Origin of the sequence: Paramicrobacterium fandaimingii (assembly GCF_011751745.2) — a bacterium.
Taxonomy (GTDB): Bacteria; Actinomycetota; Actinomycetes; order Actinomycetales; family Microbacteriaceae; genus Paramicrobacterium; species Paramicrobacterium fandaimingii.
In genome coordinates this window covers 2,961,509-2,979,129 of the sequence record NZ_CP061170.1, presented here as the reverse complement: position 1 = coordinate 2,979,129, position 17,621 = coordinate 2,961,509, and the positions used below count along the sequence as shown (strand labels likewise).

General features: G+C 63.3%; 22 protein-coding genes. 14 read left to right on the top strand and 8 right to left on the bottom strand.

All coding sequences use genetic code 11. The annotated features are described in order from the left end of the window. Positions 1–118 precede the first annotated feature (118 nt). From HCR84_RS14405 to HCR84_RS14360, 10 genes are all read left to right on the top strand, one after another. Complete coding sequence (locus HCR84_RS14405) at positions 119–1,081, top strand: metal ABC transporter solute-binding protein, Zn/Mn family (protein WP_235940708.1); 963 nt, start codon at positions 119–121, stop codon at positions 1,079–1,081. Beyond that, positions 1,078–1,923: a metal ABC transporter ATP-binding protein gene (locus tag HCR84_RS14400; protein ID WP_166979912.1), complete on the top strand. Its 846-nt coding sequence runs from the start codon at positions 1,078–1,080 to the stop codon at positions 1,921–1,923. Before HCR84_RS14405 ends, HCR84_RS14400 begins: the two co-directional genes overlap by 4 nt. Continuing rightward, the gene (locus HCR84_RS14395; protein ID WP_166979914.1) at positions 1,920–2,810 is read left to right on the top strand and encodes a metal ABC transporter permease; all 891 of its coding nucleotides are present in this window, start codon (positions 1,920–1,922) and stop codon (positions 2,808–2,810) included. The genes HCR84_RS14400 and HCR84_RS14395 overlap by 4 nt, the downstream gene beginning before the upstream one ends. 75 nt (positions 2,811–2,885) lie before the next feature. After that, positions 2,886–3,290, top strand: coding sequence for a Fur family transcriptional regulator (locus HCR84_RS14390; protein ID WP_166979916.1), 405 nt, complete (start codon positions 2,886–2,888; stop codon positions 3,288–3,290). 149 nt (positions 3,291–3,439) lie between these two features. Next, positions 3,440–3,676, top strand: a complete 237-nt coding sequence (gene rpmB / locus HCR84_RS14385; RefSeq protein WP_166979918.1) for a 50S ribosomal protein L28 — start codon at positions 3,440–3,442, stop codon at positions 3,674–3,676. Further along, a complete protein-coding gene (gene rpmG / locus HCR84_RS14380) occupies positions 3,676–3,843 on the top strand; it encodes a 50S ribosomal protein L33 (protein WP_098406719.1) in 168 nt (55 codons plus the stop codon). Before rpmB ends, rpmG begins: the two co-directional genes overlap by 1 nt. A gap of 4 nt (positions 3,844–3,847) precedes the next feature. Further along, positions 3,848–4,153, top strand: coding sequence for a 30S ribosomal protein S14 (gene rpsN / locus HCR84_RS14375; protein ID WP_166979920.1), 306 nt, complete (start codon positions 3,848–3,850; stop codon positions 4,151–4,153). Positions 4,154–4,439: 286 nt separating this feature from the next. Continuing rightward, positions 4,440–4,727, top strand: coding sequence for an HU family DNA-binding protein (locus HCR84_RS14370; RefSeq protein WP_166979922.1), 288 nt, complete (start codon positions 4,440–4,442; stop codon positions 4,725–4,727). Between the two features lie 100 nt (positions 4,728–4,827). Continuing rightward, on the top strand, positions 4,828–6,846 hold the full coding sequence (locus HCR84_RS14365) for a bifunctional copper resistance protein CopD/cytochrome c oxidase assembly protein (RefSeq protein WP_208322071.1): 2,019 nt from the start codon (positions 4,828–4,830) through the stop codon (positions 6,844–6,846). A 57-nt stretch (positions 6,847–6,903) separates the two neighbouring features. After that, on the top strand, positions 6,904–7,707 hold the full coding sequence (locus tag HCR84_RS14360; RefSeq protein WP_166979924.1) for a GNAT family N-acetyltransferase: 804 nt from the start codon (positions 6,904–6,906) through the stop codon (positions 7,705–7,707). A 7-nt stretch (positions 7,708–7,714) separates the two neighbouring features. Here HCR84_RS14360 and HCR84_RS14355 read toward each other — a convergent pair whose 3' ends face one another. Then, the gene (locus HCR84_RS14355) at positions 7,715–8,824 is read right to left on the bottom strand and encodes a hypothetical protein (RefSeq protein WP_166979926.1); all 1,110 of its coding nucleotides are present in this window, start codon (positions 8,822–8,824) and stop codon (positions 7,715–7,717) included. Positions 8,825–8,931: 107 nt separating this feature from the next. Between HCR84_RS14355 and HCR84_RS14350 the strand changes: the two genes are divergently transcribed. Next, the gene (locus HCR84_RS14350; RefSeq protein WP_166979928.1) at positions 8,932–10,245 is read left to right on the top strand and encodes an ATP-dependent DNA helicase; all 1,314 of its coding nucleotides are present in this window, start codon (positions 8,932–8,934) and stop codon (positions 10,243–10,245) included. Between the two features lie 25 nt (positions 10,246–10,270). Here HCR84_RS14350 and HCR84_RS14345 read toward each other — a convergent pair whose 3' ends face one another. Both HCR84_RS14345 and HCR84_RS14340 read right to left on the bottom strand, forming a co-directional pair. Then, on the bottom strand, positions 10,271–10,912 hold the full coding sequence (locus tag HCR84_RS14345) for a biliverdin-producing heme oxygenase (RefSeq protein WP_166979930.1): 642 nt from the start codon (positions 10,910–10,912) through the stop codon (positions 10,271–10,273). A 60-nt stretch (positions 10,913–10,972) separates the two neighbouring features. Continuing rightward, positions 10,973–11,284 carry a DUF2470 domain-containing protein gene (locus HCR84_RS14340; RefSeq protein WP_166979932.1) on the bottom strand — a complete coding sequence of 104 codons (312 nt, stop codon included), beginning with the start codon at positions 11,282–11,284 and terminating at the stop codon, positions 10,973–10,975. A 117-nt stretch (positions 11,285–11,401) separates the two neighbouring features. Between HCR84_RS14340 and HCR84_RS14335 the strand changes: the two genes are divergently transcribed. Together HCR84_RS14335 and HCR84_RS14330 are read left to right on the top strand one after the other, a co-directional pair. Further along, the gene (locus HCR84_RS14335; RefSeq protein ID WP_166979934.1) at positions 11,402–12,670 is read left to right on the top strand and encodes a serine hydrolase domain-containing protein; all 1,269 of its coding nucleotides are present in this window, start codon (positions 11,402–11,404) and stop codon (positions 12,668–12,670) included. Between the two features lie 57 nt (positions 12,671–12,727). Then, the gene (locus HCR84_RS14330; protein ID WP_166979936.1) at positions 12,728–13,255 is read left to right on the top strand and encodes a DinB family protein; all 528 of its coding nucleotides are present in this window, start codon (positions 12,728–12,730) and stop codon (positions 13,253–13,255) included. An 8-nt stretch (positions 13,256–13,263) separates the two neighbouring features. On the opposite strand, the gene HCR84_RS14325 is transcribed toward HCR84_RS14330, so the two are convergent. From HCR84_RS14325 to HCR84_RS14315, 3 genes are all read right to left on the bottom strand, one after another. Beyond that, on the bottom strand, positions 13,264–13,593 hold the full coding sequence (locus HCR84_RS14325; RefSeq protein WP_166979938.1) for a cupin domain-containing protein: 330 nt from the start codon (positions 13,591–13,593) through the stop codon (positions 13,264–13,266). Between the two features lie 208 nt (positions 13,594–13,801). Then, entirely contained in the window at positions 13,802–13,966 is a 165-nt protein-coding gene (locus tag HCR84_RS14320; protein WP_166979940.1) for a hypothetical protein, read from the bottom strand. Further along, a complete protein-coding gene (locus HCR84_RS14315; RefSeq protein ID WP_491562676.1) occupies positions 13,963–14,226 on the bottom strand; it encodes an efflux permease Rv1217c-related protein in 264 nt (87 codons plus the stop codon). Before HCR84_RS14315 ends, HCR84_RS14320 begins: the two co-directional genes overlap by 4 nt. Before the next feature lie 35 nt (positions 14,227–14,261). On the opposite strand from HCR84_RS14315, the gene HCR84_RS14310 reads away from it, so the two are divergent. Beyond that, positions 14,262–14,441, top strand: a complete 180-nt coding sequence (locus HCR84_RS14310; protein WP_166979944.1) for a hypothetical protein — start codon at positions 14,262–14,264, stop codon at positions 14,439–14,441. A gap of 36 nt (positions 14,442–14,477) precedes the next feature. Here HCR84_RS14310 and pntB read toward each other — a convergent pair whose 3' ends face one another. Both pntB and HCR84_RS14300 read right to left on the bottom strand, forming a co-directional pair. After that, positions 14,478–15,890, bottom strand: a complete 1,413-nt coding sequence (pntB, locus tag HCR84_RS14305; RefSeq protein ID WP_166979946.1) for a Re/Si-specific NAD(P)(+) transhydrogenase subunit beta — start codon at positions 15,888–15,890, stop codon at positions 14,478–14,480. Further along, on the bottom strand, positions 15,887–17,467 hold the full coding sequence (locus HCR84_RS14300) for a Re/Si-specific NAD(P)(+) transhydrogenase subunit alpha (RefSeq protein WP_166979948.1): 1,581 nt from the start codon (positions 17,465–17,467) through the stop codon (positions 15,887–15,889). The genes pntB and HCR84_RS14300 overlap by 4 nt, the downstream gene beginning before the upstream one ends. Positions 17,468–17,621: the final 154 nt, after the last annotated feature.

Here is a 17,621-nt window from a genome sequence, read left to right as displayed (position 1 = left end):
CCACGACGATAAGCGGCGGGCCACCTCTCGAGGGTGGCCCGCCGTTTTGTCGCGGTGAGAGCGAAGCATCCCCCAGTCGATTTTGAAAATCATTATCATTAGTGATTAGATGATTCACATGCACAAACGCTCAATCGCCGCTCTCATCGCCGCTCCCGCTGTCATTCTTGCGCTCGCGGGGTGCCAATCGACGGATGCTGCAGAGCAGAGTGATGCGCTCACTATCGTCGCCTCGACAAATGTGTACGGCGATATCGCAACGGCGATCGCTGGCGATGCCGCCGACGTCACATCGATCATCGACTCAAGCGCCCAGGACCCTCATTCATACGAGGCCAGTGCGCAGGACCGTCTCGCGGTCAGCAAGGCTGACATCGTTATCGAGAACGGCGGAGGGTACGACGGCTTCATGGATGACCTCATCGGGGACTCCGACCCCGCCATCCTGAACGCCTCTGAGCTCTCAGGCCTCATGCCCGACGCTGACGAGCACGAGCACGCTGACGAGGAGAGCCACGAGGAGGGCCACGAGCACGAGGGCCACGACCACATCGAGGGCTTCAACGAGCACGTCTGGTACAACTTCGACGCCATGGGGCACCTCGCCGAGCACATCGCTGAAGAGCTGAGCGACATCGATCCGGACAACGCAGGCACGTTTGACGACAACTACGCCGACTTCTCGGCACAGCTCGAGAGCCTGCACGAGTCCCTGCACACGATCGGTGACACCGCTGAGGGGGCGGCCGTGCTGATCACCGAGCCCGTGCCGCTCTACCTGCTCGACGATGCCGGCCTCGATAACAAGACACCGGAGGCCTTCAGTGAGGCTGTCGAAGAGGGCACAGACGTCTCAGCATCCGCGATGCAGGAGATGCTTGGTCTCGTCGAATCCGGAGACATCGCTCTGCTCGCATACAATGAGCAGACGAGCGGCCCCATCACCGAGAAGGTGAAGGATGCCGCAGAATCAGCGGATGTTCCCGTGGTGTCGTTCACCGAGACCCTGCCTGACGGCGAGGGATACATCAGCTGGATGACCGCCAACATCGACTCCCTGAGCGAGGTCTTCGCCGCGTGACGCAGCAGCACAAGCACCCCAGCGACCCGGTTGTCTCTCTGCGAGACGCCGGGCTTCGCTTTGGCGACCGATCGCTGTGGTCGAATCTCGCTCTCGACGTCTGCCCTGGAGAGTTTCTCGCGGTGCTCGGCCCGAACGGGTCAGGGAAAACGTCGTTGCTCAAGGCGCTTCTCGGCCAGCAGGAGCTCTCGTCGGGCAGCCTCAGCATCAACGGGCACCCCGTGCGCCGCGGAGACCGCCAGATCGGTTACATTCCGCAGCAGAAGCTGATTCCCGCAGGCACCCCGATGCGCGCTCGTGACCTCGTTGCCCTCGGCGTCAACGGTCACCGATTCGGCATTCCACGGTCTCGCCGTGCGGAGAAGAAGCGCGTCGACGAGCTCCTTGATGCCGTCGGGGCCACCTTATACGCAGAGGAACCGGTCGGCAGTCTGTCTGGCGGAGAGCAGCAGCGGCTGCGCGTCGGTCAGGCGCTTGCGGCGGACCCCAGCATCCTGCTCTGCGACGAACCGCTGCTGAGTCTCGATCTTCACCATCAGAGAGCGGTGAGCGAGCTCATCGATGCTCGCAGGCGAGACGCGGGAACGGCGGTGCTCTTCGTCACGCACGATGTGAATCCCGTGCTGAACATGGTCGACAGGATTCTGTATCTCGCCGGCGGACGCTTTCTCGAGGGGACGCCAGACGAGGTGCTGCGTTCTGACGTGCTCTCGAAGCTCTATGGAACGCCCGTCGAATGCATTCGCACAGGCGGCCGCGTCGTTGTCGTCGGCATTCCGGATGCCGAGACGACACACCATCACCATCATGACCACCATCCCGATCACGAGGGCGCCGCATGACGCCGCACCTGGCACTGCTCGTGCAGGCGGCCTCCGGCGACGATCTCTGGTCGCGACTCTTCAACTTCGAGAACTACGGCGAGCTGCTCGCGCTGGTGCACAACTCGGTGATCGCGGGCGCCGTGCTCGGCATCGTCGGCGGGCTCATCGGCGTCTTTGTGATGCAGCGTGACATGGCATTCGCCGTGCACGGCATCAGCGAGCTGTCGTTTGCCGGGGCCTCGGCTGCGCTGCTCTTCGGCGCCAACGTGATCGTCGGCTCGATTGCGGGCGCACTCGTGTCGGCAATCATGATCGGGCTGCTCGGTTCGAGGGCACGCGATCGCAATTCGATCATCGGCGTGCTCATGCCGTTCGGCCTCGGCCTCGGCATCCTGTTTCTTGCGCTTTATCCTGGCCGCTCCGCCAACAAATTCGGGCTGCTCACGGGGCAGATCATCGCCGTCGATGACCCGCGGCTCGGATGGCTCATCGCCATTTCCGCTGTCGTTCTCGTTGGGCTGCTGTGGATGTGGCGCCCGTTGACGTTTGACAGCCTCGACGCCGACGTCGCTGCCGCGCGCGGAGTGCCGACGCGATTCATCTCGCTCGCATTCATGGTGCTCCTCGGGCTCATCGTCGCCGTCTCAGTTCAGATCATCGGGGCGCTTCTCGTGCTGGCGCTCGTCGTGACCCCGGCCGCGGCAGCGCTGCGACTCTCGAGCTCGCCCATCATGGTTCCGGTGCTCGCCGTGACGTTCGGTTTCGTCTCCGCGGTCGGCGGAATTCTTCTCGCCATCGGGGGCTCCCTGCCGATCAGCCCGTACATAACGACGATCTCGTTTGCGATCTATCTCGGTGCGCGGCTCGTCGGTCTCAGACACAAGGCGCGCCCCGCTGTGCGCTGACTCAGCAGCATCCGTGCTCACCCGAGATTGCCGGAATCTCGGGGTAGTCTGGAGGATGGTTCAGGGAGGTGACGCATGGTTGTCAGGCGCAATACATGGCAACGTGAAGCTGTGCGCGACGCGTTGGACTCGACCGACGGCTTCGTCAGCGCGCAGGGGCTGCATTCGCAGCTGAAGGACTCGGGCTCCCACATCGGCCTCGCGACGGTCTACCGTGCGCTTGCCGATCTTGCCACAGACGGCGATGCCGACTCGCTACAGTCCCCCGAGGGGGAATCGCTGTACCGCGCGTGCGAGAGCTCGGGGCACCACCATCACCTGATCTGCCGCACCTGCGGCGTTACCGTCGAGATCGAAGCTGGGGAAGTCGAGCGGTGGGCCCGCAACGTCGCTGCCGAGCACGGTTTCACTGATGCCAGGCACATCGTCGACATCTTCGGTCTCTGCGCGCAATGCTCGGCGGTACAGCACGCATCCTGACCGTGGGTGATTTCGGGCTGTGATAGAGTAGCTCGTTGGCTGATCGGACCCTCTCGACCGTTCACGCCGTATATCTCCTTTCACAGGGGATATGCCGACAAGAGATCTTGGGCAGAGCATCCGTTCTGCGGTACTGAAGGAGACCAACTATGGCAGCAGTGTGCCAGGTGACTGGAGCCGTTCCCGGCTTCGGACACAACATCTCGCACTCGCACCGACGCACCAAGCGTCGTTTCGACCCGAACATCCAGAAGAAGACGTACTACGTTCCGTCACTTCGACGTAAGGTGACGCTCACCCTGAGCGCCAAGGGCATCAAGGTCATCGACGCACGCGGCATCGAGTCCGTCGTCAAAGACCTTCTCGCACGTGGGGAGAAGATCTAATGGCTAAGGCACAAGACGTCCGCCCGATCATCAAGCTTCGTTCGACGGCAGGCACGGGATTCACCTATGTGACCCGCAAGAATCGTCGTAACAACCCTGACCGACTCGTGCTGAAGAAATACGACCCAGTGGTCCGCAAGCACGTTGACTTCCGCGAGGAGCGATAAGCATATGGCTAAGAAGAGCAAAATCGCGCGCAACGAGCAGCGCAAGCAGGTCGTTGCCCGCTACGAAGAGAAGCGTCGCGAGCTGAAAAAGGCTCTCGTTGACCCCAATGGCACAGACGAGTCGCGTGAAGCAGCTCGCGTGGGTCTGCAGAAGCTTCCGCGCAACGCCTCACCGGTTCGCGTCCGCAACCGCGACGCGATCGACGGACGTCCGCGTGGACACCTCAAGGCTTTCGGCATCTCGCGCGTTCGCTTCCGCGAGATGGCACACCGCGGCGAACTGCCCGGCGTGACCAAGTCGAGCTGGTAAGTCACATTCCCTGAGAAAGGGCATCGGCCTCGTGCCGGTGCCCTTTCTCTGTGCGCGCCAGACCGCGGCGAGGACGCGGAAAATGGCGGTTTTCGAGCGACTTTTCCCTCTTTTGGGTCGATTTCGGGCGACACGCGCCCTGAAAGTGCCCGAAAACCCGCATAAATCCGCGAAACCATGCGGATCTCTGTTACATTCATCGAGTCACAGAACCTCAGTGATAACTCGTCACAGGGGGCCGAATACCGCGTGATTCACGCAGCAAACGTCCGAGGAGGACAACTCAATGGCTGATAAGTCGCTCAACAAGACCGAGCTCGTCGCGAAGATCGCCTCGTCGACCGGCCAGAGCCAGGCTGCCGTCGGTGGCGTGCTCGACGCCCTGTTCGCTGAGCTTGCTGGCTCTGTCAGCAACGGCGTCAAGGTTTCGATCCCGGGCTGGCTCGCCGTCGAGCGCACCAACCGTGCTGCTCGCACCGGCCGCAACCCGCAGACGGGCGAGACCATCAACATTCCGGCCGGCCACTCCGTCAAGGTGACCGCTGGCTCGAAGCTCAAGGCAGCTGCCAAGTAGTCTCCAGCTCTCGAGAAGGGGCGTCGTGCATCGCACGACGCCCCTTCTGTATGCCGGTGCCTGAACGCCCGCACTCAGGACACCCGCGTAATCTTGTAGCGTGACCCGTTCCCTGCGCATTCTCGGCCCGTCAGTGCTGCTCGCTGTCTCGCTGCTCGCCGTTTTCGCCGGGCTGGCGCTCGGCGGGGGAGCGGATGCCCCGGCGATCGGCGATCCCGGGGCCTTTGTACGTTTTGCGCTGCCCGTCATGAAACTTGTCGTCAACCTCGGTGTCGCGCTCACGTTGGGTACGATCTTGATCGCGCTCTTCGCGCTTGATTCCACGCGCCCTGCCTACAGCCGTGCGCTCGACATCGCCGCTGCGGGAGCTGGCGTCTATACCGTGGCCTCGGCTGGCACGGCCTTCTATACGTTCATGAACATCACGGGAACGCAGTTTTCGTTCGGCAATGACTTCGGCCAGAAGCTCGCCGTGTTCTTCACAGACGTCGAGGTCGGCCAAGCCTGGCTCATCACGACGCTCATTGCTGCGGCGGTCACGGTGCTGTGCTTCGCCGTGCGCAACCAGACAGGACTGCTCTTCGTCGGAGTGCTCGCCCTCGTCTCATTGGTCCCGATGGCCGAGCAGGGCCACGCGGCCGGCGCGGCAAACCATGCCCAGGCAGTGAACGGACTCGGCCTCCACATTCTCTTCGCCGCGGTGTGGATCGGAGGGCTGCTTGCGCTTGTCATTCTCAAACGTGAGCTCGACGGCGTTGAGCTCACGCAGGTTCTCAGTCGATATTCCACGATCGCGCTGGTGTGCTTCATCGTCGTCGCCATCTCGGGCTATGTGAGTGCGCAGCTGCGCATCGGGGCGTGGGAATCGCTGCTCAGCCCGTACGGGCTGCTGGTGATTCTCAAAGTCGCAGCCCTCGTCGCCCTCGGCATGTTCGGTGCCATGTATCGACGGTGGGTGATCAAACGGATGCCGCAGCCCGGCGCCGCCTCGAAGGCTGCCGTATCGCGGGCGGCACGCACGAGCACACGCCTGTTCTGGACGCTTGCCGTGACCGAGGTGGGGTTCATGGGCGTTGCGTCCGGGTTTGCGGCCGCACTCGCGCGCACAGCGACGCCAGTGCCCCAGGAGGCTCCGCAGGAGGGCACCCCGGCCGTGCTGCTGACGGGCGACCCTCTGCCTCCGCCGGTTCAGGCGTCAACCTTCATAACGGGCTGGGACATCGACCTGATCTGGATGCTTGTCTGCGGCTTCGGAATCTTCTTCTACCTCTGTGGCGTCTGGCGGCTCCACAAGCGCGGCGACAAGTGGTCTGTGCTGCGCACGATCTCCTGGATCGCGGGCCTGCTTCTGCTGTTCTACCTCACGAGCGGTGCCACCAACCTGTACCAGCGGTACCTGTTCAGCCTGCACATGCTCGGGCACATGGGCCTGACGATGGCCGTTCCCGTTCTGCTTGCCCCTGGTGCTCCGTTCACGCTTGCACTGCGCGCCCTGCACAAACGCACTGACGGGTCACGCGGGCCTCGTGAATGGGTACTTATCTTCGTTCATTCGAAGTTCTCCACCTTCATCAGCCACGGTGTGGTCGCGGCCGTGCTGTTCGCCGGCTCGCTCTGGGTGTTCTACTACTCTCCGATGCTGCGCTGGGCGATGGAGGAGCACATCGGGCACGAGTGGATGATCGCGCACTTCGTGATCACCGGCTACCTGTTCGTCAACGCGCTGATCGGCGTCGACCCGGGGCCGCCGCGCCTCGGCTACCCGATGAGGCTTCTTCTGCTGATGGCGACAATGGCGATGCACGCCTTCTTCGGAATTTCCATCATGATGAGCACTGGGCTGTTCGCCGCTGACTGGTTTGGGGCGATGGGGCGCACGTGGGGCCCGACGCCGCTCGAAGACCAGTACATCGGCGGCGGCATCGCCTGGAGCGTCGGTGAGATCCCCACGATCATCCTGGCGATCATTGTGGCGGTGCAGTGGGCAAAATCAGACACTCGTGACCAGAAACGGCTCGACAGGTCGGAGGCGCGCAGCGATGATGCCAACCTTCGGGCATACAACGATCAGCTGGCGAAGCTCGCGGCGAAAGACGACGCCGACAAAGACCGGGTGTGACCGAGCGTTATCGAGTCCCTGAAGACGCACGTGACGTTCACCGGCTAGGTTTGTGTGATGGTGAGCGGAGATATACACGGGCGCGCGCGTCTGCTCGCCGCGTATGACGCGAAGTTGCGGACTGACGCTGAGACGTCCAACGCGATCAGCGTCGAATGCCTTGGGCTGTTGAGACTTGCGGTCTTCGCCGGCGGCCGCGGATTCATCACCTATCAAAACCTGAACGGTGTGAAAGCCTCCGGGATTCGCGAGCTCGTGCGCGACGCACTGAACTACTACCTCCTCCGCACTGAGATCGACAGCGTCGAGTGGAAGACGCGCGCGCACGACGTTGCGCCCGGACTGCACGAGTCCCTGATCGGCAGCGGTTTCGTCGCTGACGAGTCAGAGTCGATCATGATCGGCGATGCCAGTGGGCTCGCCGTGGATGTTGCGCTGCCCCCTGAGGTGTCTTTGCGGCGCATCACCGACGAGCACAACGTGCGCGCAATGTGTGCCATGCAGCACGAGGTGTTTGGCGACCCGGTCTCTGTGCACATGGCAGACGCTGTGCTTGCACGACTCGCCTCGGCAGACGGCTTGGAGCTCTGGATTGCTGAGGCGGACGGCGAGATTGTCTCGGCCGGACGGCTTGAGCCCGTGTCGGGGACCGAATTCGCTGGCATCTGGGGTGGCGCTACTCGCGAGGAGTGGCGTGGCCGGGGAATCTACCGTGCACTGACGGCAGCGCGGGCTCGGTCGGCGCTGTCCATGGGCAAGACGCTCCTCCACAGTGACTCAACGGAGTACTCCCGTCCGATCCTCGAGCGCGCGGGTCTTGTCGCAGTCTCAACGACGACCCCGTACGTCTGGAACCGGTAGAGTCGGCTCAGTCGTCGTCGCCCGTCGTCTCTTCTGTGAGCAGCTGCGCAGTGACCGAGCCGTCAGCGAAAAGGTAGACGTTGCCGAATGCCGTGAATGGCACGTTCTCGGTTACCTTGTCGATCGAGCCGTCAGCAAGCGACTGCACGTCGACGTCGATCGTCGCCGTTGCGTCTGTGTTCGGAATCTCCCATGATTCGCTGCCCGCAACCAGCTCGATCTCGGGGTAGGACGAAATGCTCCATGCCGGATCGCCTGACACCCGGTCGGTGACCTCGTAGCCGAACGGGCATCCGGTCGGCTGCAGAATCACCTGCTTTGCGCACTCGTCCAGCTGAGCGTCGAATTGCTCTTGCGCCACGTCGATGAACTCGTCTGTCGGCTCGGCGTCGACGCTTGCCTCTTCTACCTGCGCGGGAGAATCGGCGAAGACCTCCGTCGGCTCAGCCGTGAGGTAGTCGGTGTCGATTGCGAAGTCGTAGCTGCCCGGTGTGAAGACGAGAACATTCACGATGTTGTCGAACGCAGCCTCCGTGCCCTTCGGGGTGAGCTGACGCGTGTCGAACTTCTTGCCGTTCATCGAGAACTGCGTCGTGTGGTTGACGCTGAGGTTCACGGCGGCGAGGGGGCTTGTCGAGAACTCCCAGTGGCCGAAGAACCCGCCGACCTTCGTCAATTCGAAGACGGCGGTGCCGACATCGTCGCCGATGGTGAAGTCGTAGGTGACCTGGTGGATGCCGTCGCCCGACGTCGTGTCTGACACAAACGTGGTGTCAGACACCGGGGAGATGACGCTGTTTCGCAGTAGCTTGTCTGACGCGTTCTCGGGGAGCCCTGCGCTCTTCAACTCGCCCTTCGAGAGCGTGACGCCGGGAACGTCGAGGGCTCCGGCCGCATCTTCACGCTGCAGTGCATCGAGATACTGAGTGACAGTGCCGCGCGGCCCATAGACGGTGCGCTGCAGAGATCCGACAGCGCTTGCAGCGGCACCGAGCAGCATGACGCCGACGATCACCCAGATGATGATGAATCGGGTGCGCGCAGGGTCAGACGGCCGCTCCGGCTGCTGTGGGGCAGAGGGAACGTCGTTCGGATGGGCTGGTGGTACCTGAGTCACAGAGGCCATCCTATGGCAGGGTGAGACCAAGATCGACGGGTAGTAGTGCCCGTCGCCTATCATGGTGGGGTCGTCCGCGTCGAGGAAAAGAGCGTTGCACCCCCATCATGACCGATTTTGCCCTCGCGCCTGAGCAGCAGGCCGTCTTCGACCTCATCGAGAAGACTCGAGACCACATCTTTGTCACGGGCAGGGCCGGCACCGGAAAATCGACGCTTCTCAATGAGCTGGCATGGCGCACCGACAAACAGGTGGTCATTGCCGCCCCCACCGGTGTCGCGGCGCTCAACGTGGGCGGCCAGACGATCCATTCGCTCTTTCGCCTGCCCATCGGCGTGATCGCCGACAGCGACATCGAGCAGAACGACGCGGTTCGCAAACTCCTGAACACCATCGAGACGCTCGTCATCGATGAGGTCTCCATGGTCAATGCCGACCTCATGGACGCCATCGACCGAAGCCTCCGTCAGGCGAGGCAGCGCGCGAGCGAGCCGTTCGGCGGTGTGCAGATCGTGCTGTTCGGCGACCCCTACCAGCTCGCGCCCGTACCGGGGGACCCGGAGGAGCGCGCCTACTTCGCCGACACCTACCGCTCAATGTGGTTCTTCGACGCGAAGGTCTGGCTCGACGCACCGCTGACGATCGTGGAGCTCACCGAAATCCACAGGCAGCACGACGTCGACTTCAAGCGCATGCTCAACGCGGTGCGCCACGGCCGTGTCACCGCCGACATCGCCGAGCGACTCAACACGATGGGCGCGCGCACACCACCCGACGACGGCGTCATCACACTCGCCTCGCGCAATGACAGCGTCAACCGCATAAACAATGCGGCGCTTGCTCGACTGCCCGGGCGGTCTCTGAGCGCCAAGGCCGAGATCAACGGCGACTTCGGCGGCCGCGCGTACCCGGCAGAAGAGACTCTCGAGCTCAAAGAGGGCGCGCAGGTGATGTTTCTGCGCAACGACGGCGCAAATGACGGCGGCCCCCGCTGGGTGAACGGAACAATCGGAACCGTCACGAAGATCACGTCGACGGTTTTCGTTGAGGTTGATGGCGACGAACACGAGGTCGAGCCGGCCACGTGGGAGAAGTATCGCTATTCGTACTCGTCGATCACGAAACGGCTGAAGCGCGAAATCGTCGCCGAGTTTGAGCAGTTCCCGCTTCGACTGGCGTGGGCAGTGACGATCCACAAGTCACAGGGAAAGACCTATGACCGCGCCGTCGTCGACCTGGGAAGCCGTGCGTTCAGCCCGGGGCAGACCTACGTTGCGCTCAGCCGACTGACCTCGCTTGATGGCCTCTATCTTTCGAGGCCGCTTCGTCCGAGCGACATCATCGTCGACAAGGATGTTCAGCGATTCATGGCGAACGTCACCCGCGTCGCTGGGGTGGATGCCGCGGCCGCAGCGCGCTGAGAACACGGCGCTCGTCAGGCAACGTTCAGGCGGCGGTCTTTGCCTTGTGCAGATCGGTGAAGAGATCGGAGTTGAACCGGTATGCGAGAAGTGTCTCGTCGATCATGCGCTCACGCTCGTTGTCGTTCCAGGGCGCTGCATCAAGCAGCATCCGGTAGTTCTCTTTGAACGCGTCGATGTCGTCGATCTGGTCGAAGTCGTAGAACTCCACGCCACGCTCATCGAGGCCGTAGTGACGGCGCACGACCCGGGCGATGAACTGACCGCCCGAGAGATCGCCGAGATACCGCGTGTAATGGTGCGCGATGAAGCTTTCGGGCGATGACGCCACCTCGCGGATGCGGTCGGCGTAGGCCGCGGTCGTGGGCAGCGCGCTGATGTCGCCGCGCCAGTCAGCGCCGAACAGGTGCTCGAGATCACGCTCGAGCAGCGGCAGACGGTGGAGCTCCGGCGCGAGGAAGGGCGCTGTGACGGCATTGTCTGCACGTGCGGGCGCGCTGTTTTCAAGTGCGTCGTAGATAAACCAGTGCTGTGCCGAGAGTTCGGCGTAGTCGCGCTTCGTACCGCGACCCTTCATGAGGTCGCTCATGAACGCGGCGCCCTCGCTGTCGGAGTGCGAAGCGCGCGTGCGCTCGGCGATCTGCGCCGAGAATCGGGTGGTGGTCATGGTGCTCCGTCGGGGATTCAGGTAAGGGTAGCCTCAGCATACTGACGGGGCGGGGTGATGTCACGAGGATTCTGCTGCGCCGCGTTCGTCTCCGAGGCGCAGGGCGGCGGCGCGGTGCAGCAGAGCGACGGCGCGACGCACGTCTTTGCGCTCCACCACTTCGGTGGGCCACGGAATGCGGGTGAGAATTTTTTCGCCCGCGGCATCCGTGTATTCCCAATCGCCGCCATCGCCGTCGAACCCCACCATGGTCACATCGGATGCCGCAAGATCGGCGAACGCGTGAACGATCGTGTGGTTGTCGGCAACGTGGTCGCCGTTCATGTGGCTGAGAATCGCGGTGATCACGTCCGCGTCGAAGTGCTGCGTCATTCTCACAGTCAATCAGCACGGCGCAGCGACGCGCCAGAGCGCCCGGACGGGCATGTACGGCTCTGTTTCAGGCTGAGTGGTTACAATCCAGCAAGAACTCTTGGGGGAGGTCGATTGGTGAGAGGTCGTAGGCACCACTCGCGCATCGTGACGGCGTGTGCCGTGCTCGGCGTCGGGCTTTTGGCATTGACGGCGTGCTCGGGAGAAGCTGCTCCCGCCATCACACTTCCGGCGCAAGCCGATGCGAAGCTTGCTGACGAAACCGCGACGCTCATCGACGATGCCGTTGCTCACGCGATCGAGGCGTCGGCGTCAACCGGCGCGATCGCCGGAGTCTGGGCGCCCTGGTCGGGCATGAGCCTCAAGGGCTACGGCGTCACGGAGCTCGACGGCGACACGAAGATCACCGCCGACATGGCGTTTCGCATCGGTGCCAACACGCGGCCGATGACGTGCGCCGTTCTGCTCGCACTCGTCGACGACGGTGTTGTCGCGGTGGATGACAAAGTGTCGGAGTACCTGCCGACGACGGTCGGAGTCGACGGGCTCACGCTCGAGCAGCTGTGCCAGGGAACTTCGGGTCTCGGTGGGTACCGGGGCAATCTCGACAAGACGTTCATTCAGAACCCTGAGAGGGTCTGGAGCCCCAACGAGCTGTACAACGACGGCATGGCGACACACGAGGCAACGCCGGGCGAGACATTCTCGACGGCCGATACCGGGTACGTTCTGCTCGGGCAGGCGCTTGAGTCGGCAACGGGAAAGTCGTTCGCCGAACTCTACGAAACCTACATCTTCTCGCCGCTCAGCCTGGAGAACACGGAGCTTCCCGCGCCGACCGACGTCGAGCTGCCCGACAGTTCGCTGCACAGCTACGAGGCGCTGTCGGTGTCAGGCAAGCTGCAGTGCGACAAGCCGTTCGACGAATCAAAGCAGTCGTCGTCGATCGGCTACACCTCGGCTGGCGTCGTCGCGACGGCCGATGATCTGCGCGCTTTCTCGCAGGCGTTCGCGCAGTCCAAGCTGTTCAGCCACGAGGCAGCGAAGCATCAGGAAGAGACGCGGGCCATCAGCGACGACGCCGAATCGTGGATTCAGTATGGCTTCGGCACGTATCACTACGGTCCGCTGTATGGGCAGTCCGGTGATGTGCCCGGGTTCATCACAGCATCGCTGAGTGACCCGGCATCCGGTCTCACCGTCGTCGTCATGCTCAACAACTCGACGGCAGGCAGCTCACTCGCGCTCTCGCTTGCCATGCAGCTGGCGTCGTACGCGTCGAAGCTCCCCGCGGCCTCGGGGTCGAAAGCGCCGTCGATCGACCTGCCGTGGTCGGCAGAGCAGATGAACGACCAGGTGAGTGATCGCGCCGTCTGCCAAGGCTGACGCGCGCTGAGCTGACTCAAATCTGCGTTGCGGCATGCTCGGCTCTAAGGTGGGAGTATGCCCATCACTCCTGACACCAAAGATTGGACTTGGGTTCTAACCCGGCCGTGTCCCGAGTGCGGCTTCGATGCGACAACGGTCGAGCTCACGGAGGTCGGCGGCATTGTGCGCGCCAACGCCGGCATCTGGGCTGAGGTGCTCGAGCGAGACAACGTCGGCGAGCGGCCAGACGACAGCACCTGGTCACCGCTTGAGTACGCGTGCCACGTTCGCGACGTGCATTCCCTCTTCGCGGAGCGACTCGTGTTGGCGATGACGCATCAGAACCCCGTGTTCCCCGACTGGAACCAAGACGAGGCAGCGGTCGAGGGCCGCTACGCGGATCAAGCGCCGAGCCAGGTTGCGAGCGACGTGATGGATGCCGCATTCGCCGCGGCCGAGGCGTTCGACGGTGTGCCAGCGGAGTCCGCTGGCCGCACAGGCCGACGCAGCGATGGGGCGAAGTTCACCATCGAAACCCTTGGGCGGTACTACGTTCACGACATCGTGCATCATGCGTGGGACGTTACCAACGGGATCGACTGACGGGCGAATCAGCCTTTTGCCACGGTGAGCAGAAACACCGAGTCTTCGAGAGCGCGCACATTGTGAGTCTGTTCGGGAACGATGATGAGGTCGCCGTTCCAGCCGGTCCACGAGGCATCCGCCGTCGTCAGCTCAATGCGGCCACTGATCACATGCACCGTGGCATCACCCGGGCTTTCGTGGTCGCCCATGGTCTCGCCGCTGCGCAAGGCGATGAGCGTCTGACGCAGCGTGTGCTCTCGTCCGCCGAAGACGGTCTTTGCGCTGCGTCCGCTTGAACCGGTCTGCGCGTGCTCAAGCTCGTGGCGGGCGAGTGCGGTGAGCGATGTCTTCTGCACGTGGGGCCTCCAAGGGTCGGTCACTCCAGTGTGCCGCAGATTGCGCCGAGTTCACAGGGCTGGGTCACCAGGGGAGCCTCGGGTGAGGCTCCCGCCTTCGGTGTGCGATCACCTCGCACGCACTGATTCCTCCACCGCGTCTATTACATACTCGTCTCATGGCAACGGGCAAGGATAATGCCCGAGATTGTGACTGCGTGCAGCGGTATCAACCGCTGTGAATGTCACGCTGACGGAAGCCCGCAAATGTCAGAACGCCAAGGATGACGACGGCGCCGACCAGTCCGACGAGAGGGAACCAGTCGAAAGCGAGCAGAATCCACGACGCCCCGGACGCTTTCGGAAAGATCAGCACGGCTGGCAGGTAGCTCATACCACTCTCGTGTAAGCCACGGCGTCCGGGTCATCGACCCCCACGAGAACCGCACCGAGCCACAGGGCGTAGACCGATACCGTCAGCAGAGCAACGGTACCGAGCGTTGCGACAGCCAGTTGGGCCCCGAGCCAGCGGAACCGAGACACCGGTTCGGCGAGCACGATCTCCAAGCGCCCCGCCACTTCCTCTGAGTGCGGACGCTGTCCCATGACAATGGCGTATGCGGCAGCGCACGCCGCGATGAACAGGTGCTGCAACCGGGAGGTCGGTATTTCGCACGGCTCGATGTCGCATGGAGTTCTTCGACATCGGCGCTGACGTATGCATTCTGCGCAAATGCGTGTGGTGGATTCCCGACTTCGCCGTCGACCGGTACCGAGGCGCGCTTGTCGAGCTCGATAAACAGCTGCGCTCCGGCCGCCCGTTTGTGGCCCACTCGACGCGACACCTCATCGAGGCAGAGCGTCCCTGACGCCCCCGCCGTGCCCGACGGGCCGTCACACAGGCGTCAGAGAGCCCTGAGGATGTCGTCGACGCGGTTCTTCGCATCGCCGAAGAGCATCTGCGCGTTTTCTCGGAAGAACAGTGGATTCTGAACCCCGGCGTAGCCCGACGCCATGGAGCGTTTGAACACGACGACGTTGCGCGCCTCCCACACACGCAGCACCGGCATTCCCGCAATGGGGCTCGACGGGTCTTCGGCGGCGGCGGGGTTCACCGTATCGTTCGCGCCGATCACCAGCACCACGTCTGTCGCAGCCAGTTCGTCGTTGATCTCATCCATTTCGAGAACGATGTCGTACGGCACTTTGGCCTCCGCCAGAAGCACATTCATGTGCCCGGGCAGACGTCCCGCCACCGGATGGATGCCGAAGCGCACGTCGATGCCGCGGTCACGCAGCTTCTGGGTGAGCTCCGCGACGGGATATTGCGCTTGGGCGACCGCCATGCCATACCCGGGAGTGATGACAACGGTCGAGGCGCCCGAGAGCAGCTCGGCGACAGCATCCGCCTCGACCTCGCGGTGTTCACCGTGCTCGTCGTCGCTGCTCGAGGGGGCCGCGATGCCGAAGCCGCCGGCGATCACCGAGAGGAACGAGCGGTTCATCGCCTTGCACATGATGTACGACAGGTACGCACCCGACGACCCGACAAGCGCACCGGTGACGATCAGCAGGTCGTTGTTGAGCAAGAAGCCCGCGGCAGCCGCCGCCCAGCCCGAATAGCTGTTGAGCATCGAGACGACAACGGGCATGTCACCGCCTCCGATCGACGCGACAAGGTGCCAGCCCAGTGCAAGCGAGAGCAGCGTCACCAGAATGAGCAGCCACAGCACCGGCATCATCACATACCAGACGGTCAGGCCGATGAAGACGACGATCGCGCCAAGATTGAGCACGTTTTTGCCTGGGAGCATGAGCGGCTTCGACGGCATCCGCCCCGACAGCTTCAGGAAGGCAACGATCGACCCGGTGAAGGTGACCCCGCCAATGAAGATGCCGATGAACACCTCTGCGTGGTGGATGTCGGCGAGGGCGCCGCTGAGGCCCGGCGCGTGCAGGTGGCCGTTCCAGCCGACGAGCACGGCGGCAAGCCCAACGAAGCTATGCAGCAGGGCAATGAGCTCTGGCATCCCGGTCATCTCGACCGTGCGTGCACGCCAGAGCCCGAGAGCGGCGCCGATGATCATGGCGACGACAAGCAGAATGAGACCGATGAGGGCCTGCGGCTGCCCCCAGGCGCCCTGAAGGGTCACCCAGATGGTCGCGGCAAGCGCGATGACCATGCCGACGATGCCGAAGGTGACACCGGAGCGTGCCGATTCGTGGCGGCTGAGCCCAGCAAGGCTCATGATGAACAGCAGGGCGGCGACGATATACGACGCACCAGCAATGGATGCTGCGAGGTCGACGGGGCTCATCGCGTGGCTCCCTCAGAGTTGGCGGACGGTTTCGCTGTGCCTCGCGAGAACATCCCCAGCATGCGCCGCGTCACGGCGAACCCTCCGAAGATGTTGACGGATGCCACGAGCACGGCGACCGCGGAGATGATCTGCACGAGCAGGTTGGGTGTGGTGATCTGCACGAGCGCACCGACGATGATGATGCCCGATATGGCGTTCGTCACGCTCATGAGCGGCGTGTGCAGGGCGTGCGCAACCTTGCCGATCACGTAGAAGCCGACGACGACAGACAGCATGAGCACAGTGAAATGTTCGGGAAGCGGTGGTGGCGCGACGGCATTCACGAGAAACAGCGCGGCGATTCCGAGCGCGATCAGCGCCGTCTTGCCGCCGGCCGAAAGTGCGCGCTTCTGCGGTGCAGGCGCGGTGGCCTCCTTCTCGGCAGGCGCCTGTGGCGCAGCCGAGACCTGCGTAGGCGGCGGTGGCCATGTCTCTTCACCGTTCCTGACGACGGTGACAGAGCGCTGCACGATGTCGTCGAAATCAAGGGTGAGCTCTCCGTTCTTCTCCGGAGTCAGCAGTTTCAGCAGGTTGAGCAGGTTCGTTCCGTAGAGTTGCGAGGCCTGCGTCGGCAGCCGGCCCGCAAGATCGGTGTAGCCGAGAATGATCACGCCGTTGTCGGTGACGATGCGCTCGCGTGCCTTCGAACCCTCGACGTTGCCGCCCTGGGCAGCTGCCATGTCGACGATGACGCTGCCCGGCTTCATGAGGGCGACGTCCGCCGCGGTGATGAGCCGCGGAGCAGCGCGGCCCGGGATGAGCGCGGTCGTCACGATGATGTCGACATCGGCGGCCTGCTCGGAATAGATCTCGGCAGCTCTCTCGTTATACGCCTCGCTCGTCGCCTTCGCGTAACCATCAGAAGAGACGTCCTTCTTCTCTTCCGCAACGACCACCTCAAGGTATTCGCCGCCGATCGAGCGCACCTGATCTGCGACTTCGGGCCGCGGGTCTGTGGCGCGCACGATTGCGCCAAGGCTCGAAGCGGCACCGATGGCAGCAAGTCCGGCAACGCCTGCCCCGGCGACGAGCACCTTCGCCGGCGGCACCTTGCCAGCAGCCGTGACCTGGCCGGTGAAGAACCGGCCGAACTCGTTGGCGGATTCGACGACGGCACGGTACCCGGCAATGTTCGCCATTGAACTGAGAACGTCCATCGACTGCGCCCGCGAGATTCTCGGCACAGCGTCCATGGCGATCGCCGTGATTCCGCGCGTCGCCAAGGCCCCGCGCAGTTCAGGGCGCAGAGCAGGGCTCAGCAGGCCGATAAGCGTCGCGCCGTCAGCGAGCCGTGTGATCTCAGCATCCGTCGGCGCCTCGACTTTCAACACGATGGGAGATGCCCAGGCCTCATCGCCGCTGACGATCGTGGCGTCGGCCTCAGCATAGGCGGCGTCGGGAAACGAGGATGCGTCACCGGCTCCGCGCTCGACCACAATCTCGTAGCCTAATTGGCGCAACTTCGTGACTGTCGTCGGAGTGGCCGATACTCGTGTCTCACCGTCAAGCTCGGCGACAATTCCGATACGCGTCATGAATAACTCCTTTGTCGTCTTCGTGCCATTCTGACGGACGCACTGCCCGTGAGGCCGCTCCGCAGACACGAGTTACGACTATAGAGGTGTGAAAACGCGTGAATCGGTCTGAGTGCGCTTATGCGCGCAAAAGAATTGCAAATATTTACAGGCG

Bases quoted from the DNA above. Each gene is read 5' to 3' on its own strand.
- HCR84_RS14310 (WP_166979944.1), top strand. From the start codon at position 14,262: ATGGAGTTCTTCGACATCGGCGCTGACGTATGCATTCTGCGCAAATGC.
- HCR84_RS14345 (WP_166979930.1), bottom strand. From the start codon at position 10,912: ATGACCACCACCCGATTCTCGGCGCAGATCGCCGAGCGCACGCGCGCT.
- HCR84_RS14350 (WP_166979928.1), top strand. From the start codon at position 8,932: ATGACCGATTTTGCCCTCGCGCCTGAGCAGCAGGCCGTCTTCGACCTC.
- rpmB (WP_166979918.1), top strand. From the start codon at position 3,440: ATGGCAGCAGTGTGCCAGGTGACTGGAGCCGTTCCCGGCTTCGGACAC.
- HCR84_RS14320 (WP_166979940.1), bottom strand. From the start codon at position 13,966: ATGAGCTACCTGCCAGCCGTGCTGATCTTTCCGAAAGCGTCCGGGGCG.
- HCR84_RS14405 (WP_235940708.1), top strand. From the start codon at position 119: ATGCACAAACGCTCAATCGCCGCTCTCATCGCCGCTCCCGCTGTCATT.
- pntB (WP_166979946.1), bottom strand. From the start codon at position 15,890: ATGAGCCCCGTCGACCTCGCAGCATCCATTGCTGGTGCGTCGTATATC.
- HCR84_RS14340 (WP_166979932.1), bottom strand. From the start codon at position 11,284: ATGACGCAGCACTTCGACGCGGACGTGATCACCGCGATTCTCAGCCAC.
- HCR84_RS14395 (WP_166979914.1), top strand. From the start codon at position 1,920: ATGACGCCGCACCTGGCACTGCTCGTGCAGGCGGCCTCCGGCGACGAT.
- HCR84_RS14330 (WP_166979936.1), top strand. From the start codon at position 12,728: ATGCCCATCACTCCTGACACCAAAGATTGGACTTGGGTTCTAACCCGG.
- HCR84_RS14300 (WP_166979948.1), bottom strand. From the start codon at position 17,467: ATGACGCGTATCGGAATTGTCGCCGAGCTTGACGGTGAGACACGAGTA.
- HCR84_RS14370 (WP_166979922.1), top strand. From the start codon at position 4,440: ATGGCTGATAAGTCGCTCAACAAGACCGAGCTCGTCGCGAAGATCGCC.
- rpsN (WP_166979920.1), top strand. From the start codon at position 3,848: ATGGCTAAGAAGAGCAAAATCGCGCGCAACGAGCAGCGCAAGCAGGTC.
- rpmG (WP_098406719.1), top strand. From the start codon at position 3,676: ATGGCTAAGGCACAAGACGTCCGCCCGATCATCAAGCTTCGTTCGACG.
- HCR84_RS14360 (WP_166979924.1), top strand. From the start codon at position 6,904: ATGGTGAGCGGAGATATACACGGGCGCGCGCGTCTGCTCGCCGCGTAT.
- HCR84_RS14390 (WP_166979916.1), top strand. From the start codon at position 2,886: ATGGTTGTCAGGCGCAATACATGGCAACGTGAAGCTGTGCGCGACGCG.